The sequence below is a fragment of the Cocleimonas sp. KMM 6892 genome (assembly GCF_035798195.1).
Classification (GTDB): Bacteria; Pseudomonadota; Gammaproteobacteria; order Thiotrichales; family Thiotrichaceae; genus Cocleimonas; species Cocleimonas flava.
In genome coordinates, this window is sequence record NZ_JAPFBV010000001.1 from 805,453 (window position 1) to 819,034 (window position 13,582).

The 13,582-nt window shown below is 41.0% G+C and carries 11 protein-coding genes and 1 riboswitch; of the genes, 5 read left to right on the forward strand and 6 right to left on the reverse strand.

Annotated features, from left to right (window positions below; all coding sequences use genetic code 11):
* Nucleotides 1–91: 91 nt before the first annotated feature.
* Both OO007_RS03720 and OO007_RS03725 read left to right on the forward strand, forming a co-directional pair.
* Entirely contained in the window at nt 92–1,921 is a 1,830-nt protein-coding gene (locus OO007_RS03720) for a sensor histidine kinase (RefSeq protein ID WP_325807795.1), read from the forward strand.
* A gap of 24 nt (nt 1,922–1,945) precedes the next feature.
* Nucleotides 1,946–2,629 carry a response regulator transcription factor gene (locus tag OO007_RS03725; RefSeq protein ID WP_325807796.1) on the forward strand — a complete coding sequence of 228 codons (684 nt, stop codon included), beginning with the start codon at nt 1,946–1,948 and terminating at the stop codon, nt 2,627–2,629.
* Between the two features lie 19 nt (nt 2,630–2,648).
* On the opposite strand, the gene OO007_RS03730 is transcribed toward OO007_RS03725, so the two are convergent.
* Together OO007_RS03730 and typA are read right to left on the reverse strand one after the other, a co-directional pair.
* Nucleotides 2,649–3,233 carry a DUF1007 family protein gene (locus OO007_RS03730; RefSeq protein WP_325807797.1) on the reverse strand — a complete coding sequence of 195 codons (585 nt, stop codon included), beginning with the start codon at nt 3,231–3,233 and terminating at the stop codon, nt 2,649–2,651.
* A 195-nt stretch (nt 3,234–3,428) separates the two neighbouring features.
* Nucleotides 3,429–5,246 (reverse strand): translational GTPase TypA, encoded by a 1,818-nt coding sequence (gene typA / locus OO007_RS03735; protein WP_131904667.1) that lies wholly within the window; start codon nt 5,244–5,246, stop codon nt 3,429–3,431.
* A gap of 329 nt (nt 5,247–5,575) precedes the next feature.
* On the opposite strand from typA, the gene OO007_RS03740 reads away from it, so the two are divergent.
* On the forward strand, nt 5,576–6,175 hold the full coding sequence (locus OO007_RS03740) for a response regulator transcription factor (protein ID WP_325807798.1): 600 nt from the start codon (nt 5,576–5,578) through the stop codon (nt 6,173–6,175).
* A 12-nt stretch (nt 6,176–6,187) separates the two neighbouring features.
* Here OO007_RS03740 and OO007_RS03745 read toward each other — a convergent pair whose 3' ends face one another.
* Nucleotides 6,188–6,517, reverse strand: a complete 330-nt coding sequence (locus OO007_RS03745) for a hypothetical protein (protein ID WP_131904669.1) — start codon at nt 6,515–6,517, stop codon at nt 6,188–6,190.
* A 188-nt stretch (nt 6,518–6,705) separates the two neighbouring features.
* On the opposite strand from OO007_RS03745, the gene OO007_RS03750 reads away from it, so the two are divergent.
* Entirely contained in the window at nt 6,706–7,995 is a 1,290-nt protein-coding gene (locus tag OO007_RS03750; RefSeq protein ID WP_325807799.1) for a DUF1800 domain-containing protein, read from the forward strand.
* A gap of 37 nt (nt 7,996–8,032) precedes the next feature.
* Nucleotides 8,033–9,172, forward strand: a complete 1,140-nt coding sequence (locus tag OO007_RS03755) for a DUF1501 domain-containing protein (protein WP_325807800.1) — start codon at nt 8,033–8,035, stop codon at nt 9,170–9,172.
* Nucleotides 9,173–9,299: 127 nt separating this feature from the next.
* On the opposite strand, the gene metF is transcribed toward OO007_RS03755, so the two are convergent.
* The 3 genes from metF to metK all read right to left on the reverse strand — a co-directional run bounded on the left by metF (nt 9,300) and on the right by metK (nt 13,104).
* A complete protein-coding gene (gene metF, locus OO007_RS03760) occupies nt 9,300–10,142 on the reverse strand; it encodes a methylenetetrahydrofolate reductase [NAD(P)H] (protein ID WP_131904672.1) in 843 nt (280 codons plus the stop codon).
* Between the two features lie 276 nt (nt 10,143–10,418).
* On the reverse strand, nt 10,419–11,819 hold the full coding sequence (ahcY, locus tag OO007_RS03765; protein ID WP_325807801.1) for an adenosylhomocysteinase: 1,401 nt from the start codon (nt 11,817–11,819) through the stop codon (nt 10,419–10,421).
* Between the two features lie 130 nt (nt 11,820–11,949).
* Nucleotides 11,950–13,104: a methionine adenosyltransferase gene (gene metK, locus OO007_RS03770; protein WP_131904674.1), complete on the reverse strand. Its 1,155-nt coding sequence runs from the start codon at nt 13,102–13,104 to the stop codon at nt 11,950–11,952.
* 18 nt (nt 13,105–13,122) lie between these two features.
* Nucleotides 13,123–13,235: riboswitch (S-adenosyl-L-homocysteine riboswitch) on the reverse strand.
* Nucleotides 13,236–13,582 lie beyond the last annotated feature (347 nt).

Here is a 13,582-nt window from a genome sequence, read left to right on the forward strand (position 1 = left end):
ACAACTGAGAACACAACTTAGAACACAACTGAGTTGCAACTAGGCTAACTTTAAGCCTAGACTGAATAACCACAACGGAATAAATTTTTTAATGCCTCAAAGCACTAAACATAAAAAACTAATCATCATATTGATATTGATTGTAGTGCTGCCATTGCTATTACTTGCATGGCAAGGCTGGAAGATTAATCAGGATAATAAACAACTTAATAGTGCGCGTTTTGATAGTTTGGTGAGTGCCAGACTAAACCAAGTCGATACGGTGATTCAAAGCTATTTCGAAGAGATGCAAATCCAGTGGGGCTTACAAATTCAACAATGGAATCTGGGCAATGACCAGATCCGAAAACGCATCGATGATAACGGCAATATTCGCCAGATTTTTGTTATTGATGCTCAGAACAAACGTCAATTTCCACCAACAAACGAAGCGGTCACACAAGCAGAACAAACCTTCGTCGATCGCCTCGAACTGATATGGCGCGATCCGCAAATGTTGATTACAAACCAAAGTAATCAGCTAGAACGTGGGGAGTCCAAAGGTCAGCAGATAGCCGCTAATACGAAGAAGAATTCACGCGCTTTGATAAAAACAGATTCAGCGTCTTCTTTTTCTTCGACATTTTCTAACTCAACTAAACCATCTAGTGCTCCTCAGTCTATGCAAAATGCCGATGCAATTGCACAACTTGATAAGCAGGAAAACATTCAGGCAGAAATATCCCCCATGTCTGCACCCGTTACAAAATCAGCCTCTTATGAATCATCCAAAATAGCTAGAAGCAAAACAACACCTAGGAGAAGCACCAATAAAGCAAATCGACAAGGCTGGTATATGTGGCATTGGGGAAGCGATTCTAATTTAATTTTTTGGCAACAGAAAGACAATGGCATCATCGTTGGCGTAGAAATGGAACCCGTCCGCGTAAAAGCCGATTTAATAAGTCGTTTACCCGATACCGTTCCTGGTGATGAAAGCAGTGATTTTCGATTACGCTTACTCGATACCGCTGGACAAGTGGTTTATCAATGGGGTAATTATCAACTCACAAGTGCTAAAGATGTACCGCAGCAAAAACGTCCTTTGAGTTATCCACTTTCAAGCTGGGCGCTGGAATATCATGGCGAACCGTTTAATCAATCTGCCTTATCCCGATATACCTTGTTACTGACCTTTTTCGGTTTTGCTTTTTTGATCTCGGCGTTGGCATGGTTTTTATACCGGGAACAAACGCGTGAGATGCGTTTGGCCGAGCAACGTGTGCAATTTGTAAGTCAGGTATCTCACGAGCTTAAAACACCACTGACCAATATCAGAATGTACGCAGAATTGTTAGAAGATCAACTGGAGCAGCAAATCTCGGAAGAACAACCTAAGCGTTATGTTCAGGTAATAACCGATGAAAGTAAGCGTTTATCCCGTCTTATTTCTAATGTGTTGAATTTCTCAAGGGCGCCCAGAGTTCACAAGCGCGAGATATATCCCGATGATATTGTTAAACAATCCATAGAACATTTTTCACCCAGTCTGGAAGCAAAGCAAATTGCTTTGGAATTAGCTTTAAATGCAGATGAAGAAATCATAAGCGACCCCGATATTTTAGAACAAGTGCTAAACAATCTATTAAGCAACGTTGAAAAATACGCTGCCAATGGAAAGCGTTTGGATATCAAAAGTGAGATTAAAGATGATAAATATCGCCTGTCTGTTAGAGATTATGGCGATGGTATTTCAAAAAGTGAACGCAAGCATATCTTCAAGCCCTTCTACCGAATCCATGACAAGCTAACTGAAGGTGTTAGCGGCACTGGTATTGGTCTAACAATTGCTCGACAACAAGCGCAACACTTGGGTGGCTCATTAGAATATATTGATGTTGACCAAGGGGCTTGCTTTGAATTACGCATACCTACAAAGTAAATAACACCTTAAGAGTCAGCTAACATGAAAATATTAATTGCAGAAGATGACCATAATATTCGACAAGGGCTGGATGACTTGTTGTCACAAGAAGGCTATGAAATCGATGCAGCGGAGAACGGTAAAATCGCTCTCGAACGTTTTAAACAACATAAACCACAATTTGTGATTCTGGATATTATGATGCCAGAGATGGATGGTTACGCTGTGTGTCGTGAGATTAGAAGTCTAGATACTGATATTCCTATTATTTTCTTAAGTGCAAAATCAGAAGAAATTGATCGGGTCATAGGATTGGAATTAGGTGCCGATGATTACATTAGCAAGCCTTTCGGAACCCGGGAAGTTGTCGCTAGAATACGAGCGATTACCCGTCGTTATCTAAAAACGAATAACACCCCAAGTGAGCAAACAAGTTTCAGTTTTGGTGATTTAGAAGTCTATCCGAGTGAATTAAGGGCTAAAAAAGATGATAGCTTCATAGACTTAAGTTTACGCGAGATAAAAGTACTTCAAACGCTGTCAAATCATCAAGGTGAAGTGGTTACCCGTGATCAATTGTTCAATGAATGCTGGGGCTATGATCATATGCCGAATAGCAGAACGCTGGATCAGCATATTTCTAAATTACGTAAGTTGATTGAAACAAACCCTACAGAACCCGTTTTAATCAAAACGGTGCATGGTGTGGGTTATCGTTACGAGTAAGGTAAAACGTTAACGCAAATCAGGAACAGATAATGGTCACGATCTGAGGAAACTCACCTTCTTTAAAACTGGGTTTTTCTTCAAGACTCGTTTTACATTTTTCTTTCAGGCCAAACCCTAGGCTTACATCTGCAGGATTTTCATAATACAAAATCGCTGTTGCAGTTGGGTCCGAATAATCAAATGTTAATTTTTTCACACTGCCAAGCGCTGGTGGCGAGGTAAACGGCAAGGTAAAACTAATTTGTAGATTCGTTTCTTTGTCGTATTTAACTTCTTCTAGTTTAAAATTTTGTGCTTTTCCGATGCTTAGCGTTTTATCTTCTGATTTGATTTTAGTGAAAAACTTAAAGCGCTCAAGATTGTTATTGATTGATTTACCTAGCTTTGTCAGATCGGGCTCATCTTTCAACATATCGACACTAACTATCGGGTCGTAAACCCAAACCATGCCTACGCCACTAATCTGGCCATCAGTATTCGCTTGAAGCTCACTTTTCAGCTGAACCTCGTAATGCATTCCATGCGAAAAAGCTGGTTGGCTGGAAAATACAAAAAGAACAAATAAGGAGGTAAAAAATGAAGAGGATAGGATCTTAAACATAGACGAAAGCCCAAAAGGTTAGATCATAGAATGAATACAAATTTACACAAATAGTATTTTTGTAAATGGATATTGTTAATACGAAAACCCCACTTAAAGGCAATAAAAAAGGCCTGTAAGTGGGGAGGTGTATATTCTTTCAAATTTAATCTTTCATATTCTATTTAGTCAAACATGAAAGATTTGACGAAACATTTACTTTGAAGAACGAGTCGCCGCTTTACGCAAACTTTCGTTAAGAATTTTCTTACGAATACGAATGCTGTCTGGTGTGATTTCTACAAGCTCATCATCATCAACAAACTCTAACGCTTGCTCAAGTGTGAATTTAATCGGCTTAACCAGAATCAAGTTTTCATCAGTACCTGCAGCACGGATATTGTTTAACTGTTTTGCCTTAAGAGGGTTAACAACCAAATCGTTATCGCGACTGTGAATACCCACTACCTGACCTTCGTAAACTTCTTGTGCGTGATCGATAAACATCTTACCGCGCTCTTGAAGGTTGAAGATAGCAAATGCTAGTGCTTTACCTGTAGCGTTAGAAACCAATACACCACTACTACGCTGACCGATCTCTTCTTTGATGAATGGGCCGTAATGATCAAATGAGTGATACATCAAACCTGTTCCAGAAGTCAACGTCATGAATTCAGTCTGGAAACCAATCAAGCCACGTGATGGAATTACATACTCAAGACGAATACGTCCTTTACCATCAGTTTCCATGTTTTGAAGAGCGCCTTTACGTTCGCCCATCTTCTCCATGATGCTACCTTGATGATTCTCTTCGATATCGATCGTCAAGTTCTCATAAGGTTCTTCACGGCTGTCACCTTCACCACGTACAACTACTTCTGGGCGAGATACAGCAACTTCGAAGCCTTCACGACGCATATTCTCAATCAAGATACCAAGGTGTAATTCACCACGACCCGATACTCTGAACTTATCAATGTCGTCACCTGGCTCAACACGCAAAGCAACGTTGTGTAAAAGCTCTTCATCTAGACGTTCTTGAATGTTTCTTGATGTTACGTATTTACCTTCTTTACCAGCGAACGGTGAATTGTTTACCTGGAAAGTCATGCTTACTGTTGGCTCATCAACCGTCATTGCAGGAAGAGCAACTACGTTATCAGGATCGCATAACGTGTCTGAAATGTGTAATTTGTCCATACCTGTAAACGCGATGATGTCACCAGCTTGTGCGTGATCTACATCGATACGATCAAGTCCGTGGAAACCCATTGGCTGAAGGATACGACCGTTACGGATCTTGCCTTCTGCATCAATAACTTTAACAGCAGAGTTCTTTTTGATCTTACCCTGTTTGATACGACCAATACCGATCAAACCTGTATAAGAATTATAATCTAACTGACTTACCTGCATCTGGAATGGTGCATCTGGGTCAACATCAGGGTGATTTACGCTATCTACGATAGTTTGAAATAGCGGTGTCATGTCGCCACTATCAACCGTATCTTCCATGCCTGCATAGCCATTGATTGCTGATGCATAAACTACTGGGAAGTCTAACTGCTCGTCAGTTGCACCAAGCTTATCGAATAGTTCGAAAGTTTGGTCAAGTGCCCAATCAGGACGTGCACCCGGACGGTCAATTTTATTAATAACAACAATCGGCTTGAAGCCCATTGCGAAAGCTTTTGATGTTACAAAGCGTGTTTGTGGCATTGGGCCATCAACAGCATCAACAAGTAGTAATACCGAATCAACCATAGACAATACACGTTCAACCTCACCACCAAAGTCGGCATGACCTGGTGTGTCTACGATGTTGATGCGGTAATCATTCCATTTGATAGCCGTATTTTTTGCAAGGATAGTAATACCACGTTCTTGTTCAATGGCATTCGAGTCCATCATACGTTCAGAGACATTAGCGCGATCACCAAGGGTGCCAGACTGCTCCAACATTTTATCTACCAAAGTAGTTTTACCATGATCTACGTGGGCAATAATGGCAATATTTCTTAAATTTTCAATCACGACAAAAGTCTCTATTTATATAAGGAGGGTTAATTTCATTCACAATTAACCGAGGCGCGCGATTATACAAGGTGTTATGCATTAATAATACCCCTTATTCATCACTATATTTGGAACTACGCTCAGTTAATATAACAAATTATTACAGATAGATTTTTAATTTGTGACTTTTGTCACATAACTTTGATCATCCGCTATGTATATTACTTTCAAGACAGTTTAGATAAGTAACAAAAAATCGGGCCAAAAACTGCAAAAAGGAGAGTTGTGGAGTTTAATTAGATCAAATAAAAGCATGGGGGTGCTTAAGGAAGATCGAGGGAGCGCAGATGAAAATCTTAATAATAGATGATCAGATTCTTTTTGCTGAAGGACTGAAGAATCTTATAGAAAGTTATGATGAATCAAACCAGGTAGAATGTGTAGATAATGTAGACAACGGTTACGCCTATATTGAAGATAAGGGTAAACCAGACTTAATATTGCTCGACATAAATATCGATGGAGTCAGAGGTTTTCGACTCTTTGAATATTTAAATAGGCTGGATAGTAAAATTCCAGTATTAATTATATCGGCCAATGATTCTCCAACCATTGCAACGATGGCTATGGAAAAAGGAGCATTAGGCTTTATTTCAAAGTGCAGTCAAATTGAAGTGATGTTGGAAGCAGTCCAGAAATTGCTAAGTGGCGAATCCTATTTATGTAAGCCTTTGTCTGAAAATACAGAGATACATGGTCAGGTAACCACGAGACAACAAGAGGTGCTTTACCTACTGTCCCAGGGATTACTGAATAAGCAGATTGCCAGTGAGTTAAATATCTCAGCCAATACCGTAAAGGCTCACTTACATGATTTGTTTAAGCACTTAAAAGTATCCAACCGGACAGCAGCGGTGAAAAGTGCGCAACGATATGGCCTGATATAAACTGAGTTTTATTCACCTATCCGAAAACGGTGAAGTCTCGAAATTACGCAACAGCTTAACCAGTTTAAGCTGTTGCTGATGTTCTGTAATTTGTGAACTTGTTTTGGCGTTTTGCCTTAACATGGCGAATAGTGATCCGGCAAAATAACCGATAACAAAGATGCCACACCACCAGAACGATGGCACTAAAAGTGAGACAATTAAAGCGCCAATAAAACAAATAGCAAAATACTTACGCCATGTCTGTGAGCGTTTGTTTTGTATCTCTTCCCACTCTTGTTTGAAATCATTGAGTGTTTCCTCTAGCTTAGCAACTTCCGTGTGATCTACATCAATGTTCATACCTTGATTCCAAAATAAGTGTAGGTATACTGTCGGCCTTATAGTACCGCTTGTCAGAGGGGGTTATGATTCAAAATATCGTTCATAATCTCTTAATCAAGCAAAGCGTATATTGGGCACAAGTCTCGAGTAATAATAACTAAGTGGTACTTATAAATACTGCGGGGTAGTTTAGGTAGGGTATTGGAATGGGAAGGCTGAGTTTCTCAGACACACGGCATCTAGTTACACGGACTGCTTTAGGGCAAGAGTGGGGTGGCGTAAAAGCATTGGAAGGTAAAACCCGAGCGGAAGCTATTAGCATTCTGCTGTCTCCGTCTGCCATAAAAACACCGCCAGCACCAAGACTAACTCCATGGGCTAATGTCAACCGCATGCGAATGCGCAATGGCGCAGGGAAAAAACAAGCCCGTAAGATGATGATGCGCGAAGGTGAAAGACTAAAGCGCTGGTGGATGCTGCATCTCTTGCAAACAGACACTCCTGTCAACGAACACATGACCTTGTTCTGGCACAACCATTTCACTTCATCACTAGAAAAAGTAGAGCAACCGAATCTGATGCTAAATCAGAATAAGCTACTGCGTGATAATGCCATGGGTAACTTTCGCACATTGTTACACAAAGTCGCACGAGATCCTGCCATGCTGATTTACCTTGATGGCTCGGAGAATGTGAAAGGCAGTCCAAATGAAAACTTTGCCAGAGAATTACTCGAGTTATTTACCTTGGGTAGAGGTCATTATACCGAGAATGATATCAAAGCTGCGGCCATCGCTTTTACCGGTTGGGGTGTAAATCGTACTAATGGCACCTATGTTTATGACGCCAGACAACACGATACCCGACCTGTAACTTTTATGGGACGACGAGGTTCTTTTTCTGGCGATCAAATCATCGATATTATTTTAGAAAAACCAAGAACTGCCGAATACATTGCGGAAAAATTCTGGAAAGAATTTGTGAGTGATATACAACCCGATCATCGCTACATCCGGAACTGGGGAGCAGCGTTTAGAAAATCAAATTACAATATCAGAACACTATTCTCAGAAGTACTCAACAGCGAACCATTTTGGTCTCCGCGTTACAAAGGGACTTTAACCAAGTCACCCATCGATTTACTGGTAGGTACATTACGCGCGTTACCTTTCCCTAAATTACCCGATACGGAACTTGTGCACATTTCACAACTCTTAGGTCAGGACTTGTTTGATCCTCCCACTGTAAAAGGTTGGGCAGGAGGCAATGACTGGATAGATACGCAAACATTATTGGTACGTACATCTTTACTCAATAAATTGACGCGCCACAGTCAGGCATCGGCAAAAGTACAGTCGTATTTACCGAAGACAACAGGGTCTGAAGTTGTTCAATGGTTGTTACCATTGGCACCTGTTTTACCTTTACCTACTACGCCGGGAAAGCGACGCATGGTACGTGCGTTAATTTTAGATCCGGTATTTCAGCTTAAATAGAGCTGCTTACCTTTGATAAAAACAAAGATAACAAATAATGAATAGACGTGATTTTTTACAATACGCCAGCTTAGTTCCGCTTGCTGGCATGGCTCCCGGCGCATTTGCCGCAGGCCAAGGCAATCGACCCGATCAAATTCTTTTGATGGTTGAGTTAAAAGGCGGTAACGACGGTCTTAACACACTCATCCCTTTTAGAGATGCAGATTATCATCGCGCCAGGCCCACACTCCGCGTAAAAAATGGCATTCCATTGCGAGATAATATGGCAATGAATCCTTACCTGAAAAACTTATTGCCGCTCTGGAAAGAAGGCCACATGGCATGGATTCAGGGTGTTGGTTACAGCAATCCGAGTCGTTCTCATTTTCATTCTATCGATATATGGGAAACCGCTTCTACCAAAAATAATGAATCACGCGGTTGGTTATCAAGAGTTTTACCGCCACGTAACAACGCCGTTAATGGCATTGTATTAGGAGATAACAATCTTGGTCCAATGTCGGGAGCAAACAGTTCAGCTGTTGCTATGGAAGACCCAAAAACCTTTTTACGTCAAACAAAGTATTTAAACAAAAAAGGGTTTAAACCAGCCAATTCTTCATTGGCGCATATGCTGAATGTGCAAAATCAAATCAATACTGCAGCACAAGAATTAGGACGAATTCACAAAGGCAAACGCTCTCCGGTTAGATTTCCGCCCAGTCGTTTTGGTCGCAAACTTGAGCAAGTCACTCAAATGATCATTAACGGTATGGATACGCCAGTTTACAAAGTTTCACTGGAAGGTTTTGATACGCATGCCTCACAGGTAGATCAGCATAATAATCTGATGAATCACTTAGGTGGTGGCTTACAGGCATTTTCTCAAGCAATGAAACGTGCAGGACTGTGGAACAATGTGATGGTTATTACGTATTCTGAATTTGGTCGTCGCGTTGCCGAAAACAACAGTGGCGGAACAGATCATGGTTCAGCAGCACCACATTTTGCTATTGGCGGACGAGTGCGTGGTGGTATGTATGGAAAACAGCCAAGCTTATCGCCAGATAAATTACACGACGGTGATTTGATTCACACGGTAGATTTCCGTGAAGTGTATGCGACGTTAGCGCAGCGCTGGTGGAGAAGACCGAACCCCTGGGAAAAACAATTCAGACCAATTCCGTTTGTTTAAATACTGAAATAGTTAGATAGAAAACACATAAAATAGGGGGGGGTGGCTTTAGGTGTTTTTAAAACAACTAAAGCCACCCCCCTACTTATAAGCATATTTTTTATCTATATTTTTTAGATAATGGAATTTAAGCCTCAGAAAGCCCTAAGTTATTCCAGATAGCTAAACTTGGCTCGACTCTATTCATCGAATAGAAATGCAAACCCGGTACACCTTGTTCCAGTAAACGCTCACACATTCCAGTGACAAACTCATTGCCCAGTTTCTGTATCGATTCAACATCGTCACCGTATGATTCAAAACGCATACGTAACCAACGTGGAATTTCAGCACCAATTGCATCAGAAAAACGCGCCATCTGTGAAAAATTAGTAATTGGCATAATTCCAGGCATCACCGGAATATCAATCTGTGCTTTTTCTAAACTATCCATAAAATGGAAGTAAGCATCAGCATTGAAAAAGTATTGTGTAATTGCACGGTCTGCGCCCGCTTTTGCTTTACGACCAAAATTTTCGATATCTGCATCAAAGTTTTTAGCCTGCGGATGTTTTTCAGGATAAGCAGCGATTTCAATTTGAAAGTGATCACCAGTTTCTGCACGAATAAATTCAACCAGCTCATTGGCATAGTGAAAATCACCAATTTCAAACATACCTGATGGTAAATCACCGCGTAATGCTACGATACGATTAATTCCGTTGTCTTTATAATCGTTCAGCATTTGACGAATTTGTTCTTTCTCAGAACCGATACAGGAAAGATGTGGTGCTGTGGCAATTCCCGTCTCTTTCTGAATACTGAGAACCGTTCCTTTTGTCGCATCTTGTGTTGTTCCGCCTGCGCCGTAGGTAACAGAATAGAACGCTGGATTATAGTGAGATAATTCTTTGCTAACTTGTGAGAGTTTTTCAACACCAACTTCAGTTTTAGGAGGGAAGAACTCAAAGCTATATGAATGGTCTTTCATGGTTATTACTCCTAGTTAAGTTGAAATCTTTGCGCAACATAATGACTGTAAAAAATACGATGAAAATCTTCATCTTTTTCATAAAACTCAGACAATATCCGAGGTTGTTTTATCATTAATATGAAAAACTGGGAAATGAAACGTATTTAGATTCGCCGGGTGATGACGAAAAGATTTCTGAAATATAAAGTACTACTAATGACACCCCCCCACTTTAGGGCAGTTTTTTAAAAAATATGCCTGTAAGTGGGGGGGTGTACTTTATAAAACTAACTACTAGTAACGGTAATGCTCAACTTTGTAAGGACCCGCTTTATCAACACTGATGTAATCAGCCTGAACTGACGTTAATTCAGTTAAGTTTGCACCAATTTTTTCAAGGTGAAGACGAGCAACTTCTTCGTCCAATGCTTTTGGTAGCATGTAAACGTCGTTCTCGTACTTTTCGCCATGACAGAAAATTTCGATCTGCGCTAACACCTGGTTAGTGAAAGAAGCTGACATTACGAAACTTGGGTGTCCAGTTGCACAACCCAGGTTTACTAAACGACCTTGAGCAAGAAGAATGATGCGGTTGCCGCTAGGTAAAATGATGTGGTCAACTTGTGGTTTGATGTTTTCCCACTCGTATTTTTCCATATCTGCAACAGCGATTTCGTTATCGAAGTGACCGATGTTACAAACGATAGTCTCATGCTTCATCTGTAGCATGTGCTCTTCAGTAATTACATTGAAGTTACCAGTCGCTGTTACAACGATATCAACTTGTGCTGCTACGTCATCCATATTTACAACGCGGTAGCCTTCCATTGCTGCTTGAAGTGCACAAATTGGATCGATTTCAGTAACCCAAACAGTAGCGCCTAAACCACGTAGTGATTGTGCACAACCTTTACCAACGTCACCGTAACCAAGTACAACAGCAATTTTACCTGCGATCATTACGTCAGTAGCACGCTTGATACCGTCAACCAAAGACTCGCGACAACCGTATAGGTTATCAAACTTAGACTTAGTGACAGAATCGTTTACGTTGATTGCTGGGTAAGCTAGCTCGCCCTTTTTAACCATTTCGTATAAACGATGTACACCCGTAGTTGTTTCTTCCGTAACACCTTGAATGTTAGGACGAATGTTTGAGTACCATGTTGGATCTATCTTCAATTTCTCTTTGATAGAGTTGAACATGCAGATTTCTTCTTCACTGCCTGGGTTATCCAGTACAGAGATATCTTTTTCAGCTTTAACACCTAACTCGATTAAACCCGTAGCGTCGCCACCATCATCAAGAATCATGTTTGGAGTGCCGCCATCATGCCATTCAAAAATTCTGTGGCAGTAGTCCCAGTACTCATCCAGTGTTTCGCCTTTAACCGCGAATACAGGAACACCCGATGCAGCGATTGCAGCAGCAGCGTGGTCTTGAGTAGAGAAGATGTTACACGTTGCCCAACGAACTTCTGCACCTAATGCAGTTAATGTTTCGATAAGAACAGCTGTCTGAATAGTCATGTGTAAAGAGCCAGCAATACGAGCACCTTTTAAAGGCTTGTCTGTACCGTGCTTTTCACGTAATGCCATTAAACCAGGCATTTCATTTTCTGCGATATTGAGTTCTTTACGACCCCAATCTGCGAGTGTTATATCAGCGATAATATAATCTTGTGCTTTAGTCATGATATTTTCCTATTAAATTTAAAGTAAAAATTTAGGAACGCAGTTGAAAGTTTTAGCTACTTTTCTGAGCCTCCCATGATTACTGATTAAGCAATCCGGTGCAGCGTTCCTCAGAAAAGTAGCAAATAGATTAAACGCTAGCTTTTAGTGCTTCAGCTCGGTCAGTCTTTTCCCAAGGTAAACCGATGTTCTCACGACCGAAGTGACCGTAAGCAGCAGTTTGCTTGTAGATAGGCTTGAGTAAATCCAGCATTGTCATAATGCCGTAAGGACGTAGGTCGAAGTTTTCACGAACCAGTGCTTCGATTTTCTCATCAGAAATAGTGCCAGTACCGAATGTTTCGATAGAGATTGACGTTGGCTCAGCAACACCGATTGCGTAAGAAACCTGAATTTCACAACGCTCAGCAAGACCAGCAGCAACAATATTTTTAGCGACATAACGACCAGCGTATGCAGCAGAACGGTCAACTTTTGATGGGTCTTTACCAGAGAATGCACCGCCACCGTGACGCGCCATTCCACCGTAAGTATCAACGATGATTTTACGACCTGTAAGACCACAATCGCCCACTGGACCACCGATAACGAAGTTACCTGTTGGGTTGATGTGGTAAAGCGTATCTGCATTTAACCATTCAGCAGGTAAAACCGGTTTAACGATTTCTTCCATAACGGCTTCTTGAAGATCAGCAAGACTAATGTCAGGGCTGTGTTGCGTTGAAAGTACAACCGCATCGATAGCAACTGGCTTGTCGCCTTCGTAACGGAAAGTTACCTGGCTCTTAGCATCTGGGCGCAAGAAAGGAAGCGTGCCGTTTTTCATTAGCTCAGCTTGTTTTGCAACCAAAAGGTGTGAATAGGTGATTGGAGCAGGCATCAAAACATCAGTTTCGTTACTTGCGTAACCAAACATTAAGCCTTGATCTCCAGCGCCTTGTGATTCTTTGTCTTCGCGGTCTACACCCATTGCGATGTCAGGTGATTGTTGACCTAGTGCGTTAATAACGGCACATGAATCGCCGTCAAAACCAATTTCTGAACTGGTGTAACCGATTTCTTTAACTGTATCACGTACGATTTTTTCATAATCGACAACAGCGCTAGTAGTTACTTCACCAGCAAGAATGATCATGCCCGTCTTAGCCATAGTCTCGCAGGCTACACGTGCATCTGTATCTTGTTCTAGAATTGCATCAAGGACAGCATCAGAAATTTGATCTGCCAACTTGTCGGGGTGACCCCCAGAAACCGACTCGGATGTGAATAAATGATTCCCAGCCATATTAAGTTCTCCTTAAATATTAGCTGAGCGTCGTTGCATATTCATTAAACAGCCGTCACGGTCTATCTAATTAGCTTGAGCCTAGTCTAATATTTTGAAAAAAATATCGGATTGCAACGCTCCTCAAGCAAGGGGGCAACATTCTATACCAAAAGAAAATTAATTTCTAGTACCCTTAGTGACAAAGGATGTACCGCTTAAACTTCCTTAGAATACCTCTGATTAGAGGTTGCTCAGTAAGGCTAAGTCCAGCACAATATGGCCTCTAAATAATCCACCCCCCTACTTTGACGAACGTTTTAAGGTAAGGCTTATTTGGATATTTAAGTGTTGATGGTCTTTGTTTATAACGACAGGAATGGTTACTCGTTGATGATAATTACGTTATCTATTTTTCGAGCATAGGAGTCTAAGTTTATTTTCAAAAATACCGATATACATAAGCAACCCTTATATAATAAGCAGGTAATATTTAGTT

What these genes read in the sequence shown, in the direction of transcription:
- OO007_RS03730 (WP_325807797.1), bottom strand. Translation starts at nt 3,233, where the DNA reads ATGTTTAAGATCCTATCCTCTTCATTTTTTACCTCCTTATTTGTTCTT.
- metK (WP_131904674.1), bottom strand. Translation starts at nt 13,104, where the DNA reads ATGGCTGGGAATCATTTATTCACATCCGAGTCGGTTTCTGGGGGTCAC.
- OO007_RS03725 (WP_325807796.1), top strand. Translation starts at nt 1,946, where the DNA reads ATGAAAATATTAATTGCAGAAGATGACCATAATATTCGACAAGGGCTG.
- metF (WP_131904672.1), bottom strand. Translation starts at nt 10,142, where the DNA reads ATGAAAGACCATTCATATAGCTTTGAGTTCTTCCCTCCTAAAACTGAA.
- OO007_RS03740 (WP_325807798.1), top strand. Translation starts at nt 5,576, where the DNA reads ATGAAAATCTTAATAATAGATGATCAGATTCTTTTTGCTGAAGGACTG.
- OO007_RS03745 (WP_131904669.1), bottom strand. Translation starts at nt 6,517, where the DNA reads ATGAACATTGATGTAGATCACACGGAAGTTGCTAAGCTAGAGGAAACA.
- OO007_RS03755 (WP_325807800.1), top strand. Translation starts at nt 8,033, where the DNA reads ATGAATAGACGTGATTTTTTACAATACGCCAGCTTAGTTCCGCTTGCT.
- OO007_RS03720 (WP_325807795.1), top strand. Translation starts at nt 92, where the DNA reads ATGCCTCAAAGCACTAAACATAAAAAACTAATCATCATATTGATATTG.
- ahcY (WP_325807801.1), bottom strand. Translation starts at nt 11,819, where the DNA reads ATGACTAAAGCACAAGATTATATTATCGCTGATATAACACTCGCAGAT.
- OO007_RS03750 (WP_325807799.1), top strand. Translation starts at nt 6,706, where the DNA reads ATGGGAAGGCTGAGTTTCTCAGACACACGGCATCTAGTTACACGGACT.